Annotated in this window: 15 protein-coding genes; 9 read left to right on the top strand and 6 right to left on the bottom strand. The window is 69.4% G+C overall.

Translation table 11 applies throughout. The features are described from left to right. Window positions 1–101: 101 nt before the first annotated feature. A complete protein-coding gene (locus ACFXHE_RS02070) occupies window positions 102–929 on the bottom strand; it encodes a helix-turn-helix domain-containing protein (RefSeq protein ID WP_379378902.1) in 828 nt (275 codons plus the stop codon). 85 nt (window positions 930–1,014) lie between these two features. Between ACFXHE_RS02070 and ACFXHE_RS02075 the strand changes: the two genes are divergently transcribed. Further along, a complete protein-coding gene (locus tag ACFXHE_RS02075) occupies window positions 1,015–1,212 on the top strand; it encodes a hypothetical protein (RefSeq protein ID WP_379378904.1) in 198 nt (65 codons plus the stop codon). A gap of 18 nt (window positions 1,213–1,230) precedes the next feature. Here the strand turns inward: ACFXHE_RS02075 and ACFXHE_RS02080 are convergent, their stop codons facing one another. Continuing rightward, a complete protein-coding gene (locus ACFXHE_RS02080) occupies window positions 1,231–2,220 on the bottom strand; it encodes a cyclase family protein (protein WP_379378906.1) in 990 nt (329 codons plus the stop codon). Between the two features lie 90 nt (window positions 2,221–2,310). On the opposite strand from ACFXHE_RS02080, the gene ACFXHE_RS02085 reads away from it, so the two are divergent. From ACFXHE_RS02085 to ACFXHE_RS02100, 4 genes are all read left to right on the top strand, one after another. Beyond that, entirely contained in the window at window positions 2,311–2,745 is a 435-nt protein-coding gene (locus tag ACFXHE_RS02085; RefSeq protein ID WP_379378908.1) for a T6SS immunity protein Tdi1 domain-containing protein, read from the top strand. Between the two features lie 45 nt (window positions 2,746–2,790). Beyond that, window positions 2,791–3,960, top strand: coding sequence for an alpha/beta hydrolase family protein (locus ACFXHE_RS02090; protein WP_379378910.1), 1,170 nt, complete (start codon window positions 2,791–2,793; stop codon window positions 3,958–3,960). Window positions 3,961–4,035: 75 nt separating this feature from the next. Further along, window positions 4,036–4,383, top strand: coding sequence for a DoxX family protein (locus ACFXHE_RS02095; RefSeq protein WP_379378912.1), 348 nt, complete (start codon window positions 4,036–4,038; stop codon window positions 4,381–4,383). Between the two features lie 26 nt (window positions 4,384–4,409). Continuing rightward, complete coding sequence (locus ACFXHE_RS02100) at window positions 4,410–4,802, top strand: nitroreductase/quinone reductase family protein (RefSeq protein WP_379378914.1); 393 nt, start codon at window positions 4,410–4,412, stop codon at window positions 4,800–4,802. 9 nt (window positions 4,803–4,811) lie between these two features. Here the strand turns inward: ACFXHE_RS02100 and hutU are convergent, their stop codons facing one another. Together hutU and hutH are read right to left on the bottom strand one after the other, a co-directional pair. After that, on the bottom strand, window positions 4,812–6,461 hold the full coding sequence (gene hutU, locus ACFXHE_RS02105) for a urocanate hydratase (protein ID WP_379378916.1): 1,650 nt from the start codon (window positions 6,459–6,461) through the stop codon (window positions 4,812–4,814). Next, a complete protein-coding gene (gene hutH / locus ACFXHE_RS02110) occupies window positions 6,458–8,002 on the bottom strand; it encodes a histidine ammonia-lyase (protein ID WP_379378918.1) in 1,545 nt (514 codons plus the stop codon). The genes hutU and hutH overlap by 4 nt, the downstream gene beginning before the upstream one ends. 158 nt (window positions 8,003–8,160) lie before the next feature. Between hutH and ACFXHE_RS02115 the strand changes: the two genes are divergently transcribed. Beyond that, entirely contained in the window at window positions 8,161–8,952 is a 792-nt protein-coding gene (locus ACFXHE_RS02115; RefSeq protein WP_379378920.1) for an SAM-dependent methyltransferase, read from the top strand. A gap of 50 nt (window positions 8,953–9,002) precedes the next feature. Here ACFXHE_RS02115 and ACFXHE_RS02120 read toward each other — a convergent pair whose 3' ends face one another. Then, window positions 9,003–10,043, bottom strand: a complete 1,041-nt coding sequence (locus ACFXHE_RS02120; RefSeq protein ID WP_379378922.1) for a hypothetical protein — start codon at window positions 10,041–10,043, stop codon at window positions 9,003–9,005. A gap of 122 nt (window positions 10,044–10,165) precedes the next feature. On the opposite strand from ACFXHE_RS02120, the gene ACFXHE_RS02125 reads away from it, so the two are divergent. Together ACFXHE_RS02125 and ACFXHE_RS02130 are read left to right on the top strand one after the other, a co-directional pair. Beyond that, a complete protein-coding gene (locus tag ACFXHE_RS02125; RefSeq protein WP_354835611.1) occupies window positions 10,166–10,519 on the top strand; it encodes a hypothetical protein in 354 nt (117 codons plus the stop codon). A 1-nt stretch (window position 10,520) separates the two neighbouring features. Continuing rightward, complete coding sequence (locus tag ACFXHE_RS02130) at window positions 10,521–11,537, top strand: alpha/beta hydrolase (protein ID WP_379378924.1); 1,017 nt, start codon at window positions 10,521–10,523, stop codon at window positions 11,535–11,537. A gap of 23 nt (window positions 11,538–11,560) precedes the next feature. Here ACFXHE_RS02130 and ACFXHE_RS02135 read toward each other — a convergent pair whose 3' ends face one another. Further along, window positions 11,561–13,066 carry an MFS transporter gene (locus ACFXHE_RS02135; RefSeq protein WP_379378926.1) on the bottom strand — a complete coding sequence of 502 codons (1,506 nt, stop codon included), beginning with the start codon at window positions 13,064–13,066 and terminating at the stop codon, window positions 11,561–11,563. Window positions 13,067–13,327: 261 nt separating this feature from the next. Here ACFXHE_RS02135 and ACFXHE_RS02140 point away from each other — a divergent pair, with 261 nt between their 5' ends. Then, window positions 13,328–17,059, top strand: coding sequence for an arabinosyltransferase domain-containing protein (locus tag ACFXHE_RS02140; protein ID WP_379380342.1), 3,732 nt, complete (start codon window positions 13,328–13,330; stop codon window positions 17,057–17,059). Window positions 17,060–17,391 lie beyond the last annotated feature (332 nt).

A 17,391-nucleotide genomic window follows, 5' to 3' on the forward strand; every position in this document is an offset into this window, starting at 1 on the left:
ATCCCCGAAACGATCTGCCGTGATGGCGGCGCCGATGCCCGCACGTCGGATTCGAACAGCGTGCCGCCGGAGTCGCGGTGATGCTTCGCCTCGGGCCGGATCTATTGCCCGGTGAGATCCAGGCGGAACTGGGTGGGGGTGGTGGCGGTGTTCGCACGGAAGAACTTGGTGAAGTTGGCCGGGTCGTCGAAGCCGAGGCGGCGGGCGCATTCGGCGGTGGTCACCGGCTCGTGGGCGAGCAGGCGTTTGGCTTCGAGGGTGACGCGGGCGTTCAGGTACTGCTTGGCGGTGGCGCCGATGGCCGATTGCACGGCGCGCGAGAGGGTGCGGGGCGAGTAGCCGAGTTGGGCTGCGTACCAGGCGACTTCGCGGGTTTCGGAGTGGTACCGCTCGGCCAGGCGGGCGAAACGGTCGAAGAGATCGGTGGGGTCGGGCAGGGCGGGCAGACCCGCGGCCAGCCGGAGCGTCACCGCGCTCAGCAGGTGGTGCAAGATGGCCGTATTCGGCGGATCGACGGCGTATTCGCTGGTCAGATGCTCGAAGGCGGAGTCGGTCAAGGGATTCGCGGTCACCACCGGGGGCGTGGCCGGGGACGGCAGATGTCCGAGGGCCGCGGCGGGCACCAGTTCCGAGCGGCACAGGATGAGATCGCCCATCAGCTCGGCGATATCGTCCCAGCGGTGGGTCCAGCCGGGGCGGATCCAGGCGACCGTGTCCGCGGCCAGGTCGTGCGCGACGAAGTCGATGGTCATGCGCCCGCTTCCGGCAGTGCAGCGGGCCAGGACGTGGAAGTCGCCGCGGATCACCTCGTGGCCGGCGGCCACCGGCATCCGGCGCAGCTGGTCGAAGGTCAGCAGTTCGAGACCGGTGGGGGAACCGGCCGTCGGCGCGTACTGCAGTGTCCGGATGGGCTGTCCGATTTTGACCATGAGCGGTGCCGAATCTACCGGGCCGGCCCGGGTTTCGGGCCCATACCGCCGAGCCACGTCCCGACGTCCGGGATGGTCTGCCATCGTGGCCGGAGCCATCGGCCTGCTCATCCCGTGGGCCGCGCCCCTGGCCGCCGGCTGTCTGGCCGTCATGCTGGTCTTCCTGTTCCCGGCCAACGTCCGGGCGGCCCGCGCCGACCTCGGCATCAAGTCGATGCCGCTGCCGCTGCGGGGCCTGGTGCAGGTGGTCCTCATCGCCGCCCTGGTGCTGGCGGCGTTCTGAAAGGTGTTCCCGGCCGGTCTATTTGATGGCGATGGGACTGATCGGGCTTCCCACCGCACCCGGGATCCGCAGGGCGGGCGCGCACAGCAGGAAGTCGTGGACGCCGTCCTCGGCGCAGTCGCGGGCCAGGGCTTCGAGATCCCAGATCTCGCCGAGCGGCAGCCCCATGTCGCGCAGCGCGAGCATGTGCAGCGGCATCATGACGCCGTCCTCGGGGCGCATGACCTCGACGGCCGGATTGTCCACCGCGACCGCGGCGATGTCGTGCTCGTGCAGCCATTCCGCGCAGCGCCAGCTCAGGCCGGGGCTGACGCCGAACCATTCTGCGGCCCTGCGGGTTTCGAGGAATCGGGTCCACCAGCCGGTGCGCACCAGCAGGATGTCGCCGGGGCGCAGCTCGACGTCCTGCGCGTCCGCCGTCGCCTGCAGGTCCTGCGGCGTGACGACGGTCCCGGCCTCGAGCCGATCCAGGTTGTGGTGCCGGGCCACGTCCAGCAGCACGCCGCGGCCCACCACGCCGCCGCGCTCGGCGACGTGTTCGATGCCGAGCTTGGCGGCGCCGAAGCTGGTGACGGCCGCGGCCGGATAGCCGTTGTAGAGCAGGCCGTCGTAGTACACGTGGGAGAGCGCGTCCCACTGCGTGGCCGTCTGCAGAGGCATCATGATGTAGTCGTCGTTGTAGCGCATCGGGCCGGCGGCGTACATGCCCGCCACCTGTGCCTCGTTCCGGCCACCCCAGCCGTCCAGGGCGGTCGCGAGGCCGGCGTCGCCGCCGTCCACGGCCATGAGATGGATGGGGTTGCGCCGGAAGCCGCTCGAGCCCTGCGGGCCGTACGCGTCGAACGGGATGCCCAGCTGGATGGTACGGCCCGCGCGTGCCCGGGTGGCGGCAAAGGCGATGCGGTCCGGGGTCAGCAGGTTCAGGGTGCCGAGCTGGTCGTCCTCGCCCCAGCGGCCCCAGTTGCGGACGCGCTCAGCGACTCTGCGCCATTCTTCGGTCACGGGCACCTCCACTACGACGGGTGATTCGATCTTCGCGCGGTGCGGCCGGACCTGTCGAGGCTCGGTCCCGGTCGCCGGTCTGGTTGGATGGGCGCAGTGACCAGCGTTCCCTTCCGTTTGATCGGCAACCAGCGTATGGACCGGGTGATGCCGGCCTGGGCCGAACACTATCCGCAGTTCGACACGGTGGTCGGCTACTCGGATCTGGGGTGCGCGTTCCTGATGAGCAGCCGGACCGGCGAGTACGGGATCCTCGATCCGTACAGCCCCGGCGTGAAGCCGTACGGCGTCTTCAGCGAGATCACCGAGTTCGTCAGCCGGGTCCTGTTCGACCCGAACGTCATCACCTATGTCCTCCAGCCGGGGCACGTCGCCGAGATCCGCCGGCGCCTGGGCCCTCTCGCCGACGACGAGGTGTACATCGCCACCCCGTACCCGTTCCTGGGCGGATCGGAGACTCCGGACGCGTATCAGAAGGGCGGCGTCTGGGTGTTCTTCGATCTGGTGGCGCAGGCCCACGGGATGGAATGACGGCGGTATGGTCGGGGGGTTGCCCGCCGAAAGGGAGTGATGGCCATGCCGATTCGTCGCAGGTTCGCAGCCGCGGTCCGGCAGGCCGCACTGGCCGCGGGCACGATGAGCGCCTGCGCCGCGCTGACCGCCACCCTGACCATGACGGCGGCGCCGGCCACGGCCGACAGCAATGATCTCGGGCGGCTGAGCGGGATCGAATTGCTCAATGGCGCATGGTCTTTCGACCGGGCCGCGGAGTCGCTCGGCTTCACCTACACCACCGTCGATCAGCGGGAGAATCCGGCCCGGGCCGGCGCGGCGCTGTATCTGCCGTCCGGGCTGCCACCGCAGGGTGGCTGGCCGCTGGTGGTGTGGGCGCACGGCACGACCGGGATCGGCAATGACTGCGCGCCCTCGCATCGGCCGCAGTCGGATCGAAATCGCAGCTATTTCAACCAGATTCTGGACCGGGGCTACGCCGTGCTGGCGCCCGACTATCAGGGTCTGGGCACCGGCGGCAATTTCAGCTACTACAACACCGCGGTCGAGGGCCGCTCCATTCTCGACTCGATCACGGCCGTTCGCGGTCTGCCCGTCCCGCTGTCGGCGCACTGGGTGCTCATCGGCCAGTCCGAGGGCGCGCACGCCGTCATGAGCGCGGCCGCCCTGTACGCCCGGAACCCGGCCTCCGTCAGGGGACTCACCGGCGTGATCGCCACCGGCCTGCGCACGAATCCGGCCAAGAGCCTGCGTGAGATGTTCCGCCGCGGCTCGACCGGCTCCGAGAACCAGGTCGGCTACGCGGGCTACTATCTCGCCGCGCTGGAGGAACTCGCGCCCGGCACCGTGATCCCATACCTGTCCGACTTCGGCAGGCAGTACGTGGAAAAGGCTGCCACCGCATGCCTTTCGGATCTGGTGGCCGCTGCCGGGGGCCGCCGTCCCGAGGCGCTCGTCACCGATCCGGACAACCCCACCCCGACTTTCGAGGCCGACATCAGATCGCTGGTCTCCTATCAGGAGGACCTGGTCCCCGCCGACCTCATGATCGGCTACGGCACCGCCGATATCGACGTCCCCCCGGCCGACACCCCCGCCTACGGTGCCGCCCTCCAGGACCACAACCCCTGGGTGAACGTCACCGTCACGGCCTACCCCGGCAAGGACCACAGCGGCGCGTTCCTCGCCTCCCTGCCCGACGCGCTCACCTTCCTGCAATCCCATCTCCCCTGACCCCGATGTCACTCCTCGGGCTCCCGCTTCGTCATTCAGGTAAGAGCACAGCAAACCTGAAAGGACGTGGCTCCCATGAACCTCGCCTACCACATCGTCGGTGTCGTCTCGGCCCTCTGGATCGGCTTCTCCGGCTACTCCCTGTTCACCGAGAAGCAGTTCGTCGTGGACCCGCTGATCGACTACGGCGTCCCGCGCACCTGGTGGAACTGGCTGGCCCTGGCCAAATCGGCCGGTGCGCTGGGCCTGGTGGCCGGTTTCTTCCTCCCGCCCCTCGGCATCGCGGCCGCCATCGGCCTGATCCTCTACTTCACCGGGGCCGCGGCCACCACCATCCGCGCCCACTCCTACAAGACCACCCCCTTCCCCCTGCTATACCTGGCCCCCGCCGCCGCCACGCTGGCCTTGCAATTGGCCCGGTGAGCCGCGGCCGGTGCTAGCGTCGGCCCATGCCGAGCCGACGCGATCTGCAACACGCCATGGTCACGACATTTCAGCGGAGGGTGGGCAACCCGATCCTGGGCCGCCTACCCATCCAAACCCTGCTGGAGACCACCGGCCGGGTCAGCGGCCGCCCCCGCCTCACCCCCATCGGCGGCCGCCGCTCCGGCGCGTCCTTCTGGCTGGTCTCCGAATTCGGCACCCGCTCCCAGTACATCCGCAATATCGAAGCCGACCCCCGCGTCCGCCTCCGCCTCCACGGCCACTGGTATACCGGCACCGCCCACCTCCTACCCGACGACGACCCCATCGCCCGTCTGCGCACCCTCCCGAAGGCCAACAGCGCAGCCGTACGAGTGATGGGCACCGACCTCCTGAGCGTCCGCATCGACCTGGATTGAGGCGCCGGATCAGTCCTCCCACAATGGAATTCGAATGTTCTTCGCGTGAGCGACCGATTCCGCTTCCGGGTATCCGGCGTCCACGTGGCGCAGCACGCCCGTGGCCGGGTCGTTGGTGAGGACCCGGTCGATCTTCTGGGCGGCCAGCGGGGTGCCGTCGGCGACCGTGACCTGACCGGCGTGGATGGAGCGGCCGATGCCCACGCCGCCGCCGTGGTGGATGGAGACCCAGCTCGCGCCGGACGCGGTATTGACGAGGGCATTGAGCAGCGGCCAGTCCGCGATGGCGTCGGAGCCGTCGGCCATGGCTTCGGTTTCGCGGTACGGCGAGGCGACCGAGCCGCCGTCGAGGTGATCGCGGCCGATCACGATGGGGGCCGCGACCTGACCGCCGGCGACCAGCTCATTGAATCGGAGTCCGGCGGAACGGCGTTCGCCGTAGCCGAGCCAGCAGATACGGGCGGGCAGGCCCTGGAACGCGACCCGGTCCCGCGCCAGGTGGATCCAGCGGGCGAGGGACTCGTTCTCGGGGAACAGGTCGAGGATGGCGCGGTCGGTGGCGGCGATATCGGCCGGGTCTCCGGACAGGGCGACCCAGCGGAACGGTCCCTTGCCCGCGCAGAAGAGGGGCCGGATGTAGGCGGGCACGAAGCCCGGGAAGTCGAAGGCGCGCTCGTATCCGGCCAGCTTCGCCTCGCCGCGAATGGAATTGCCGTAGTCGAAGACCTCCGCGCCGCGGTCCAGGAAGCCGACCATGGCGCCGACGTGGATGGCCATGGAATCCCGTGCGCGCCGGGTGAATTCGTCGGGCTTGCGCCCCGCGTAGTCGTCCCAGTCCTCCAGTGCGACACCGATCGGCAGGTAGGTCAGCGGGTCGTGGGCCGAGGTCTGATCGGTCACGATGTCCACCTCGACCTCGCGGCGCAGCAGTTCCGGCAGTACCTCGGCGGCATTGCCGATGAGCCCCACCGACAGTGGCCGCCGTTCGGCCTTGGCGGCGAGCACCCGGGCCAGGGCGTCGTCGATGTCGTCCGCGATCTCGTCCAGGTAGCGGGTCTCGACCCGGCGGCGGGCATGCCGCGGATTGCATTCGACGCACAGCGCCACGCCGCCGTTCATGGTGACGGCCAGCGGTTGCGCCCCGCCCATACCGCCCAGACCCGCAGTGAGCGTGAGGGTTCCTGCCAGGGTGCCGCCGAATCGCTTGGCGGCCACCGCCGCGAAGGTCTCATAGGTGCCCTGCAGGATCCCCTGGGTGCCGATATAGATCCAGGACCCGGCGGTCATCTGCCCGTACATGGTCAGGCCCGCCGCCTCCAGGCGGCGGAACTCGGGCCAGTTCGCCCAGTCCGGAACAAGATTCGAGTTGGCGATGAGCACGCGCGGCGCCCACTCGTGGGTGCGCAGCACGCCGACCGGCCGGCCGGACTGGACCAGCAGGGTCTCGTCCTCGCGCAGGTCGAGCAGGGTCCGCGCGATGGCGTCGAAGCTGGGCCAGTCCCGGGCCGCCCGCCCGGTCCCGCCGTAGACGACGAGATCCTGTGGCCGCTCGGCCACCTCGGGATCCAGATTGTTGTGCAGCATGCGCCAGGCCGCTTCGGTCTGCCAGGTGCGGGCGGTGAGCGTGGCGCCGCGGGCGGCCCGGACGATTCGGGTCATGACGAAACCCCCTGGTCGAGAAGGTGATCCGCCGCACCCGACCGCACCAGTGCGGCCACGGTGGCGATATCCGGTGCGAGGTGGCGGTCGGGCCCGGGTCCCGGCACCCGTGCTCGCACCAGATCCCGCAGCGCCCCGGTCACCGGAGCAGGCCGCAGAGGTGCGCGGAGATCCAATGCGCGTGCGGCGGTGAGCAATTCGATGGCGAGCACGGTCGTCAGCCCATCCACCGCGCGCCGCAGCTTGCGGGCCGCGGTCCAGCCCATGGACGCGTGGTCCTCCTGCATGGCGCTGGAGGGGATGGAATCCACCGAGGCCGGTACCGCAAACCGCTTCAGCTCGGTCACCACCCCGGCCTGGGTGTACTGGGCGATCATGTAGCCGGAGTCCACGCCCGGATCGGCGGCCAGGAATGCGGGCAGCCCGTGTGATCGGTGCACGTCCAGCATGCGGTCGGTGCGGCGTTCGGCCATGCCGGCCACGTCGGCGACCGCGATGGCCAGGAAATCCAGCACATAGCCGACGGGAGCGCCGTGGAAGTTCCCGTTGGACTCCACCCGGCCGTCGGCGAGCACCACGGGATTGTCGATGGCGGAACGCAATTCGCGTGCGGCGACGGTCTCGGCGTGGTCCAGGGTGTCCCGCGCCGCGCCGTGCACCTGCGGCGCGCACCGCAGCGAATACGCGTCCTGTACCCGCGGGCAGTCCTCGCCTCGGTGACTGGCCACGATCTCGGACCCGGCCAGCGCCGCCAGCATGCGCGCCGCCGACACCGCCTGTCCGGGATGCGGGCGCAGCTCCTGCAGATCCGCCGCGAACACCCGATCGGTGCCCAGCTGCGCCTCCACGCTCATGGCCGCGGTCAGATCGGCCAAGTCGAACAGCCGCCGCAGGTCCTCGATGGCCAGCACCAGCATGCCCAGCATGCCGTCGGTGCCGTTGGTGAGGGCCAGGCCCTCCTTCTCCGCCAAGGTGATCGGCGTCAGCCCGTGCTCGGCCAGCACGGGCCCGATCGGGCGCGGACCGCCGGGCCCGAGCACCGACCCCTCCCCGATGAGTGCCAGCGCCACCGCCGCCAGCGGGGCCAGGTCACCCGAGCAGCCCAGCGAACCGTATTCCGGCACAACCGGAATCAGCCCGCTGTCCAGCAGTGCGGCCAGCGCCCGCGCGGTCCCGGGCCGCGCCCCGGTGTGCCCGGACAGCAGGGTGCGCAAGCGCAGCAGCATCATCGCCCGCACCACCTCCGCCTCCACCGGAGCACCGGCCCCGGCGGCATGCGAACGAATCAGCGAGCGCTGCAGGTCGGTTCGCCGGGCCGGCGGTATGTGCCGCAGCGCCAGCGCCCCGAACCCGGTGGACACCCCGTAGACCGGCCGGTCGCTGTGTGCCAGGGCGTCGATGTGCTGCCGCACCCGCGCCAGCTCCGCCAGCGCATCCGCGTCCAATTCCACTCGTGCGCCGCGCCGCGCCACCGCCACCACGGCCGCCCGTGTCAGGGGTCCCGCTCCCACCGGCACCCGTTCGGCTCCGATTCGAGTCATGAGCACCATTCCAGCGCTTCCGGCCGCGCAGATCGAGCACCCTCGGCCCGGTTTCGCGAGCTTTTTCCGACGCCTGGCAGGTTGCCGATAAGCTCCGCGTTTCTCTCTGGCGTGCGCCGCAAATTGTTAGGATCGGCGGGGATGTCGAGGGAGGTGCGGTGTCTGAGCTCAATCGAGCACCGGTGGGCGTGGATCCATTCCGGCCCAACGCTGCTCGCGTGTACAACTACATGCTCGGTGGCAAGGACAATTACGACGCCGACCGCGCACTCGGCGACAAGATGCTGCAGGTCGCCCCGGACACCCGGGAGACCGCCTGGCACAGCAGGCAATTCCTGCTGCGGGCGGTGCGACGCGCGGCAGAGGACGGCGTCCGTCAGTTCGTGGACATCGGCGCGGGCATTCCGATCAGCCCGAATGTGCACGAGGTGGCACAGGAGGTCGACCCGTCCGCCATCGTCGCCTCCATCGATTACGACCCCGTGGTGTACGCCCACAGCAATGCGCTGCTCACCGGCGCACCGGGCGTCACGCCCATCCTCGCGGACATTCGCGAACCGGACAAAATTCTCGAATTGGCGCGCACCGAGGGCGGAATCGACTTCTCCCAGCCGGTTGCCATCGTGATCGTCGGCGTCCTGCACTTCGTCATGGACGACGAGAAGCCCTACCAGGCCGTGGCACGCCTGCGCGACGCCATGGCGCCGGGCAGCCTGCTGGTCATCCAGCACGCCTCCACCAGTACCCACCCGTTCTTCCAGAACGCCTCCACCAGCAACACCGTCGGCAGCCCCTCCCAGGTCGACTTCCGGCCGCCGGAGCAGGTCGAGCGCTTCTTCGAGGGCTTGGAGATGCTGCCGCCGGGCCTCGCGCCCGCCAATGAATGGCTCGAAGGCGACCTCCAGCCCACCCGCCTGGTGGTCCTCTGCGGCATCGGCCGTAGGAACTGACCGCCGGGACGAAAATCGCTGCGGAGCAGGTCAACCCACTGCAGCGCCGCTCAATCCACCGCGGCCAGCGTATCCGCCCGTCTGACCAGCGCCTCGGCGATCGGGCGGGGACGCCGGCCCAGGCCGCAGGCGCTGGCGACGCCGTCGACCGGGCGGCCCAGCACCGATTCGATGGTGCGCAGCGTCTGGATCTGCTGGGCCTCGGTCGGGGTCTCGTGCACGAAACCCGCATAGAAGCGGGTTGTCGGCGGTAGGTCCAGGCCCGCGAGCGGGGCATAGAACTCCGGGCGGGTGGCGGGCGGAATCTCACCGGCCGAGAGCGGGCCGTGGATGAACTCCAGGATCCGGCGCGAGGGCCAGTGCCGGGCAATGGAATTGGCCAGTTCGACCAGCGGGCGGGTATCGCGCAGTGTGGTCCGGGCCTTGTTGCGCATGCTCCCGAGGCACAGGTGCACACCGATGCGGGTGCCCTCCGGGGTGGCCGCCGCGAGCTCGGCGATGCCGCGGCCCAGGGCCAGCGCCGCATCGATACGCCGGTGCAGCGGCTGGGTTTTGGCCATCAGCACCATTTCGGCGGTGGCCTCGAACTGCAGCACCACCTGGTCGCCGGCCCGCGCGCGAATGGCCTCGATATCGCGAATCGTGGCGTCGCGGAAGGCTTTCCGATACCGTCGCACCCCGCCCACCCCCATCGCGATGAAGGCCATCGTGAAATCGGTCGGCATGCCGATCTGAAGTGACAGCTCAGGTAGATCCCGTTCCGCGCATAGGGTTTCGAAGGTCGGCAGCGCTTCTTCGGCCTCGCCGCGGTAGCCGAACTCCATCATGTCTCCGGTCAGCCCGGCCTGCCGGGCGGCGCGGTGGATGGTCCGCTCCCGGCTCGACGACCATGAACCGCTGCGTTTCACTTCCAGCGCACCCTGAGTAACCAGATCGTCGATGATCGGCTGGATGTACCACTCGTAGCGTCTGGTCTCCCCGGTCGGCAGCGTCCGCAACCGGGTGCCCGCACCGTCGAGCATCGCCCGCATCGCATCGCCGGTGCTCTCGGCCGGAAAGCTACCGACGAAGTGCACATTTCGCGCGCCCATACCGTGCATAGTAGATCTTCGACCACGTTCCCGAATGCACCGTTCACGGATCATTGTGTGGAGTATCGTCATTCGCCAGAGAATGGCCGGACTCGGAACCGCTCCTGGGAAGAATTTCGGTGATGAAGAAGCTCTATGCCCGTTTGATGAAGGCCTCGTGCCCCGTCGATCCGGAGTCGATGGCGGTCAATCTTCCCATCATCCAGGGTGAGGTCGTCCCGTACGCCATGTCGGATCCGGGTGCTCGCCAGATCTTCTTCTTCCTGGACGAGCAGGACGGGACCATGTTCTCGATCACGCTGTACGACACCGAAAAAGACCTCGAACACGCCATGCGGGACGCCGACAGTGAGCACCGCCACACGACGCTGGCGCGGCTGGGCTGCACGCCCATCGACGCGCGCACGCTCGAGGTGGTGGCGGGCGCGGTCGCCGACGACGCCGCGAAAGTGGACTTCAGCCAAGGGATTTCCTGACGTGCGCACCTCGTTGCGGGCGCTGGCCGTCTGCGCGGCCACGACCCTGCTCTCCCTCACTCCGGTACTGGCGCAGGCCGATCCCGAGGCCACTGGCGATCACTGCCAGGACATGACGTTCCCGGTTCCGCAGGGCACCATCGCGGGTACCCTGTGCCTGCCGGAAGGGCCTACGGACACGGTGATGATCCTGATGTCGGGATCCAACTACAACCACCTGTACTGGGATTTCCCGTACCAGCCCGACACCTACAACTTCCGGCGCGCCATGAACGCGGCCGGCTACGCGACGCTGGTGGCGGACCGGCTCGGCAATGGCGCGAGCAGCCGCCCGCCCAGTCTCAGCCTGACGGCCTCCGAGACCGCGGAGGCCCTGCACACCATGGTGCAGGCGCTGCGCGGCGGCTTCGCGGGCAATACGCCCTTCACCAAAGTGGTCACCGCCGGCCACTCGCTGACCTCCGGCACCTCGGTCATGGAGGCCACCAGTTACCACGATGTCGACGGCGTCCTGCTGACCGGCTATTCGCACACGCTCAGCGTGCCGGACGTGCTCGGCGTGATCAGCACCTACTACCAGGCGGTCAATGATCCCGAATTCTCCGGGCGCGGTTACGATCCCGGCTATCTGGTCACCCGCCCGGGCACCCGCGCCGCCGATTTCTATGGCATAAACCCGGACCCCCGGGTCGTCGCGCTCGACGAGGCCAACAAGGAGACCTTCTCCCTCACCGAGTACCCCGACGGCCTGCTCTCCACCCTGCCCGGCATGTCCAGCTTCATCACGGCGCCGGTGCTCATCGTGAATGGCAGCCGGGATCGGATGACCTGCGGCCCGGGTTTCGGCACCTGTACCGACACGGCCACCCTGGATGCGGCCGAGCGCCCGTACTTCTCCCCCGCGGCGAAGCTGCGCACCTTCGTGCTCCCCGACAGCGGCCATGCCATCAATCTCGCGCCGAATACGGGTGACTACCGCGCGGTGGTCCTCGACTGGATGAAGTCGCTCACCAGCTGAGATCCTGTGCGGGCCTGCCGAACTCAGGTCGAGAACGGCGAGCCCGCGCCCTCCGCCCGGGCCGTGCCCTCGCGCCGAGTGGCCGCCAGTGGCAGGGCGATGTCCTCGAGGGACCGGCCCTCGGCATCCACCCCGAGGAGCTGGGCCACCACACCGCCCGCGATCATGACCGCCGCGCCCAGCAGATAGCCGAGGAACAGGCGGACCGGATGTGAGCCGTCGCCGATCAGCGCACCGTAGATGACGGGCCCGAGCGCGCCGAAACACTGTGCGATAGCGAAGAATACGGCGATCGCCTTGGCCCGGACCTCGAGCGGGAAGATCTCGCTCACGGTGAGATAGGCCGAACTCGCGCCCGCCGAGGCGAAGAAGAAGATGACGCACCAGCACGCCGTCTGGGTGATCGCATTCAGGACCCCGGCGTAGAACAGCACCGCCGAGATCGCCAGCAGCACACCGGAGAGGATGTAGGTGCCCGCGATCATGCGACGGCGGCCGATGGTGTCGAAGAAATGCCCGATGGTGAGCGGACCGGCCAGGTTTCCGACCGCGAAGGCGATCAGATAGATGGGCGTGGACCCGGAGGGCACCCCGTAGAACTTGCCGAGCACCAGCGTGTAGGTGAAGAAGATCGCGTTGTACAGAAACGATTGGCTGATCATGAGACTCGCGCCCAGGATCGCGCGCTGCGGATACTCGCGGAACAGCACCCTGGTCAGTGCCAGGTAGCCGATGCGATCGGCGGGTTTCACCGCCATGGCCCGGGATTCGTCGACCGGCGGCAGCGACACCCCCGTCGCCTCGACCTCGCGCTCGATCTCCGCGATCGACTCCTCCGCGTCGCGGGCGTGGCCGTGCATGATCTGCCAGCGCGGGCTCTCCGGCAGATGGCGGCGCACGAACAGGATCACCAGGCCCAGCACCGGGCCGATGAGGAAGCCCAGCCGCCAGCCCAGCGACAGGCTCAGGTGATTGAGGAGGATGTAGGTGCCGAGCGTGCCGATAATCGCGCCGGCCCAATAGGTTCCGTTCACCGCGATGTCGACGCGGCCGCGATAGCGGGCCGGAATCAGCTCGTCGATGGCGGAATTGATGGCCGCGTACTCGCCGCCGATGCCGGTGCCCGCGATGAAGCGGGTGGCGTACAGGAAGACGACCCAGCCCGCGCCATTGCCGAGAGTCGCTGCGGTGAGCCCGCTTCCGAGCAGATAGATGCCCAGGGTGATCAGGAACAGCTTGCGCCGGCCCAGACGATCGGAGAGGTTGCCGAACACCAGTGCGCCGACCACCTCACCCGCCAGGTACACCGTCGCGATCAGGCCGACCGCGGTCGAGGACAGGTGCAGGGTCTCGGGTTTGGTGAGGGTGTCGGCGACCGCGCTGGCCACTGTGATCTCGAGGCCGTCGAGAATCCACGCCACTCCCAGCGCGACTACCAGCCGGGTGTGGAATCTCGACCACGGCAATCGATCGATCCGGGCGGGCACCAGGGTCCGCACCACGCCGCCGCTGTCGAGCGCCTCCGCCATCACGACTCCTGAGTCCGGTTACCGCGTCCTCTGTCCACCATCGAATGCCCCGACAAACGATAGGCCAATCCTCGAAGATCACCGCTCGAACTGCGAAGATGCGGGTCGATCGGAGCCGGAAAACGTGCCGGTCCGAATATTCCGCGATGAGTTTCGCGGAGGCTATGGCTAGCATCGGCATTCGTGCGTTCAGTTTCCGGGGGAGTTTTTCCAATTCGACTGATCGCCCTCGTGGCGGGGGTGCTCGGTGTTCTGCTGGCGGTGCTCACACCGCTGTTACCAGTCCGGCAGGATCGGGCCGGGCTCGATTGGCCACAGGCACAGGCGGTTCAGATGACCGCGCCGCTGGTGGATTACGTGCCGCTGTCGATGGATATGAGTGTGCCGTGCGCGGTGCTGCGGGACATGCCCAGCGGGACAGTGCTGTCCACGGTGCCCGCACAGGCCCCCGGCTCCGCCGCCAAAGGTCTGATCGCCCGGGTCGAGGACCGGCCGGGCACCGGCCGCACCCTGTCGGTGACGCTGCGCAATATCCCGTTGCTCACCGCCTCGATCTTCGAAATGACCGGCGTCGGAACAGCTTCCGACCCGGCCATCACCTCCCCCTCCAGCGTCACCCCGCAATCCGGCACCACACCGACGGCGACACCCGGAGCCACGCCGCCCGCCAATGCGAACCCCACGCCCGGAGCCACACCGCCGCCGGGCGCGAATCCCGCACCCGGAGCGGCACAACCGTCCGGCGCGAACCCTGCACCCGGCGCTGCGCAACCCTCGGGCGCGAATCCGGCCCCGGGAGCGACACCGCCCCCAGGCGCGAATCCGCCTGCCGGAGCGACACCACCGCCAGGGGCCACGCCGCCGGCGGGGGCCGCACCGATAGCGGGCTCGAATCCAGTGCGAGGAGCTACCCCGCCGCCCGGTGCCACACCGCCGCCGGGAGCGAATCCCCCTGCCGGAGCGACACCGCCGCCGGGAGCCACCCTGCCGGCGGATGCGCCGCTGCCGCCCGCCGGTAGCACCGATCCCGGTACGGCTGCCGGGCCCGGGGCCGGGAGCGGGTCGAATCCGAATCTCGTGCCGCACGCCGGTTGCGGTGCGCTGGTTGTGCATTCGAGTGCGGAGGTCACCACCGCCGAGTTGACAGGGTTGACCAAGTCGGACGGTTCGCCGTTCCGGACCACGGTCACGCGGGATGTGCGGCCCCAGATCGTCGGGGTGTACACCGATCTGGATCGGACCCGGCTGAGTGATGCCACGTTGCACGCCGAGGTGGATTCGCGGTTCTCGTCGAGCCCGAGCGTGCTGAAGCTGGCGGCCATGGCGGGCGCGGTGCTGTGCACCCTCGTCGCGCTGGTCTGCCTGTATTTCATGGATGCGGCGGACGGCAGGCGCAGGCGGAGGTTCCTGCCGTCGCGCTGGTGGCGGTTCACGCTCACCGATGCGGTCGTGCTTGCGACGCTGGGTGTCTGGCATGTGATCGGGGCCAATACCTCCGACGACGGTTACATCCTCACCATGGCGCGGGTATCCGAGTACGCGGGATACACCGCCAACTACTACCGGTGGTACGGGGTGGCGGAAGCGCCCTTCGGGTGGCCGTACGAACTGCTGGCGCAGATGACCCGGGTGACCGATGCCGGTGTCTGGATGCGGTTGCCGGCGCTGCTGGCCGCGGTGCTGTGCTGGTGGGTGATCAGCCGGGAGGTGCTGCCGCGCCTGGGTTCCCGGGTGCGCGCCGCACCGGGTCCGCGCTGGGCGGCCGCGCTGGTGTTCCTGGCGCTGTGGCTGCCGTTCAACAACGGTCTGCGGCCGGAACCCCTGATCGCGCTGGGCGCGCTGCTGACCTGGTGCTCCATCGAACGCGCGATCGCCACCAGGCGCTTGCTGCCCGCCGCGGTCGCGGTGCTGATCGCCGCGTTCTCGCTGGCGGCGGGACCGTCCGGATTGATATGCCTGGCAGCACTTCTCGCCGGTTCACGACGCGTGCTGCGAATTCTCCTCACCCAGGTGCGCGCGGAAGCCGGGGCGCTCCCGGCCCTGCTCGCGCGCATCGCTCCGGTGCTGACGGCGGGCACGCTGGTCCTGACAGTGGTCTTCGCGGATCAGACCCTGGCGTCGGTCGCCGAGGCCACCCGGGTGCGAAAGCTGGTGGGCCCCAACCTGTCCTGGCCGGACGAACCCACCCGCTGGATCTCGCTGCTCTCCCTGACCCCGGACGGCTCCCTGTCGCGGCGCTTCGGCGTGCTCGCCATGCTGCTGTGCCTGGCCGTGTGCGTCGCGGTGGCGCTGCGCAAGGGCGGCCGGATTCCGGAGACCGCCCGCGGGCCGGTGGCGCGGGTGCTCGGCATCGCCGTCATGTCACCGCTGCTCATGGCCTTCACACCGACCAAGTGGACGCATCACTTCGGCGTGTATGCCGGGCTGGCTGGTGTGCTGGCCGCGGTGACAGCGGTCGCGGTGGGCGGAATCCGGCTGCCGTACCTGCGCTCGCTGTTCGCGGCGGCGGTGCTGATCCTGGTGGCGTTCTGCTTCACCGGCTCCAACGGCTGGTGGTACGTCTCCGGCTACGGCGTGCGCTGGCCGGATCGCGCACCCGTGGTGGGGGGTACCAGCGTCGCCTCGCTGATCCTCGGGCTGGGCGCGCTGTGCCTGCTGGTGGCGGCCTGGCAGTACTATCGCGCGCCCTATCGACCGGCCGGAAACGGCGCGGCAACACAAGTTTTCGATCGGATCGCCATCCGGCCGCTCACGGTCGCCGCCGCCCTGGTGGTGCTGTTCGAGGTGGCGACCATGGCCTCGGCGGCGTGGACGCAGTACCCCGCGTACTCGGTCGCGCTGTCGAATCTGCGGGCCCTGCAGGGGAAACCGTGCTCCATGGCCGATGACGTGCTCGTGGAGACCAAGCCCGAGGAATCCCTGCTCACGCCCTACACCGGCGCCGCAGCCGACGGACTCGCCGCGGACAACAGCGGATTCACCGCCAATGGTGTCGGAGACCTCGCGCCCGAGGGCGCTGGCCCCGGCGGTGGCAGCGGTCCCGGTGGTGGCAGCGGCGGCGGGAGCGGCGGCCCCGGCGGTGGCGGCCAGCAACAGGGCACTCCCCCGCCCGGCGGCGGCCCCGCGGACAAACCCAAGGCCGACCCCGGCATCAACGGCAGTACCATCGCGCTGCCCTACGGCCTCGACCCCAAGCTCACGCCCATCCTGGGCAGTTACACCACCGGCCAACCGCAGCCCGCGCATCTCACCACCCAGTGGTACCGCATGGATCTTGCTGCGGCACAGCGGGATTCCAGCTACCACATCCTGGTGCTGACCGTGGCCGGCCGCATCGCGGGTGAGGAGCAGGGCCACCGGATCGACGGCGCTCAACTGCACCTCGAGTTCGCCCACCGATCCGACGACGGCACCATCGAATCCCTCGGCACCCTGGCGCCGCCGACGGTCGGCGGCGCCCCCGGCTGGCGGAATCTGCCCATCCCCCTGGACCGAATCCCCGCCCGGACCACCGCGATTCGCCTGGTGGCCACCACCGACGACCCGACCGGCAAGCAATGGCTCGCCCTCACCCCACCCCGCCTGCCCCACCTGGCCACCCTCGACACCGTCGTCGGCCACGACACCCCGGTCCTGACCGATTTCCATGTCGGCCTGGCCTTCCCGTGCCAGCACCCCTTCGACCACCTCGACGGCATCGCCCAGCTCCCGTCCTGGCGCATCCTCCCCGACAAGCTGAACGCCCAGGTCTCCGAAACCTGGCAGGGCGACAGCGGCGGCGGCCCCCTCGGCTGGTCCAGCCTCCTGCTCCGCTCCCAGCCCGTCCCCGCCTACCTCGACCACGACTGGACCCGAGACTGGGGCGAACTCCAGAAACTCACCCCCTACATCGACGCACCCCCCGCCACCGCCACCGTCCAACTCGAAACCCGCTGGGGCTGGACCAACGACACCCCCATCAAGGCCGCCCCCGACCCCACCCAAACCCACTAGAACTCGACCGAGCCGGGCCTTCGAGCCCGGGCTCGGCCGTGTATCAACGGAATTCGTGAACGACTTCGATCGGGCCCCACCATCGCCACACAATTCGCGCGTGGCCGAGCTGACGAGAAGAAACCCGCCGCGGTCCGAATGCTCGGACGGCGGCGGGTCTTTCGGTTCAGCGTCGTCGATTCAGTTGGGCCCGGTCAGTTTTGCGGGGCCGGGGGCCCCGCCGGCGGGGGGGCCCGGGGGGGGGGGGGGCCCCCCCCGGGGGGGGGGCGGGGGGTGGGGGGGGGGGGGGCCGCGGGGGGGGGGGTTTCCCGGGTGTAGTATAAAAAAAAATG

This window comes from Nocardia sp. NPDC059229 (genome assembly GCF_042754165.1).
Lineage (GTDB): Bacteria > Actinomycetota > Actinomycetes > Mycobacteriales > Mycobacteriaceae > Nocardia.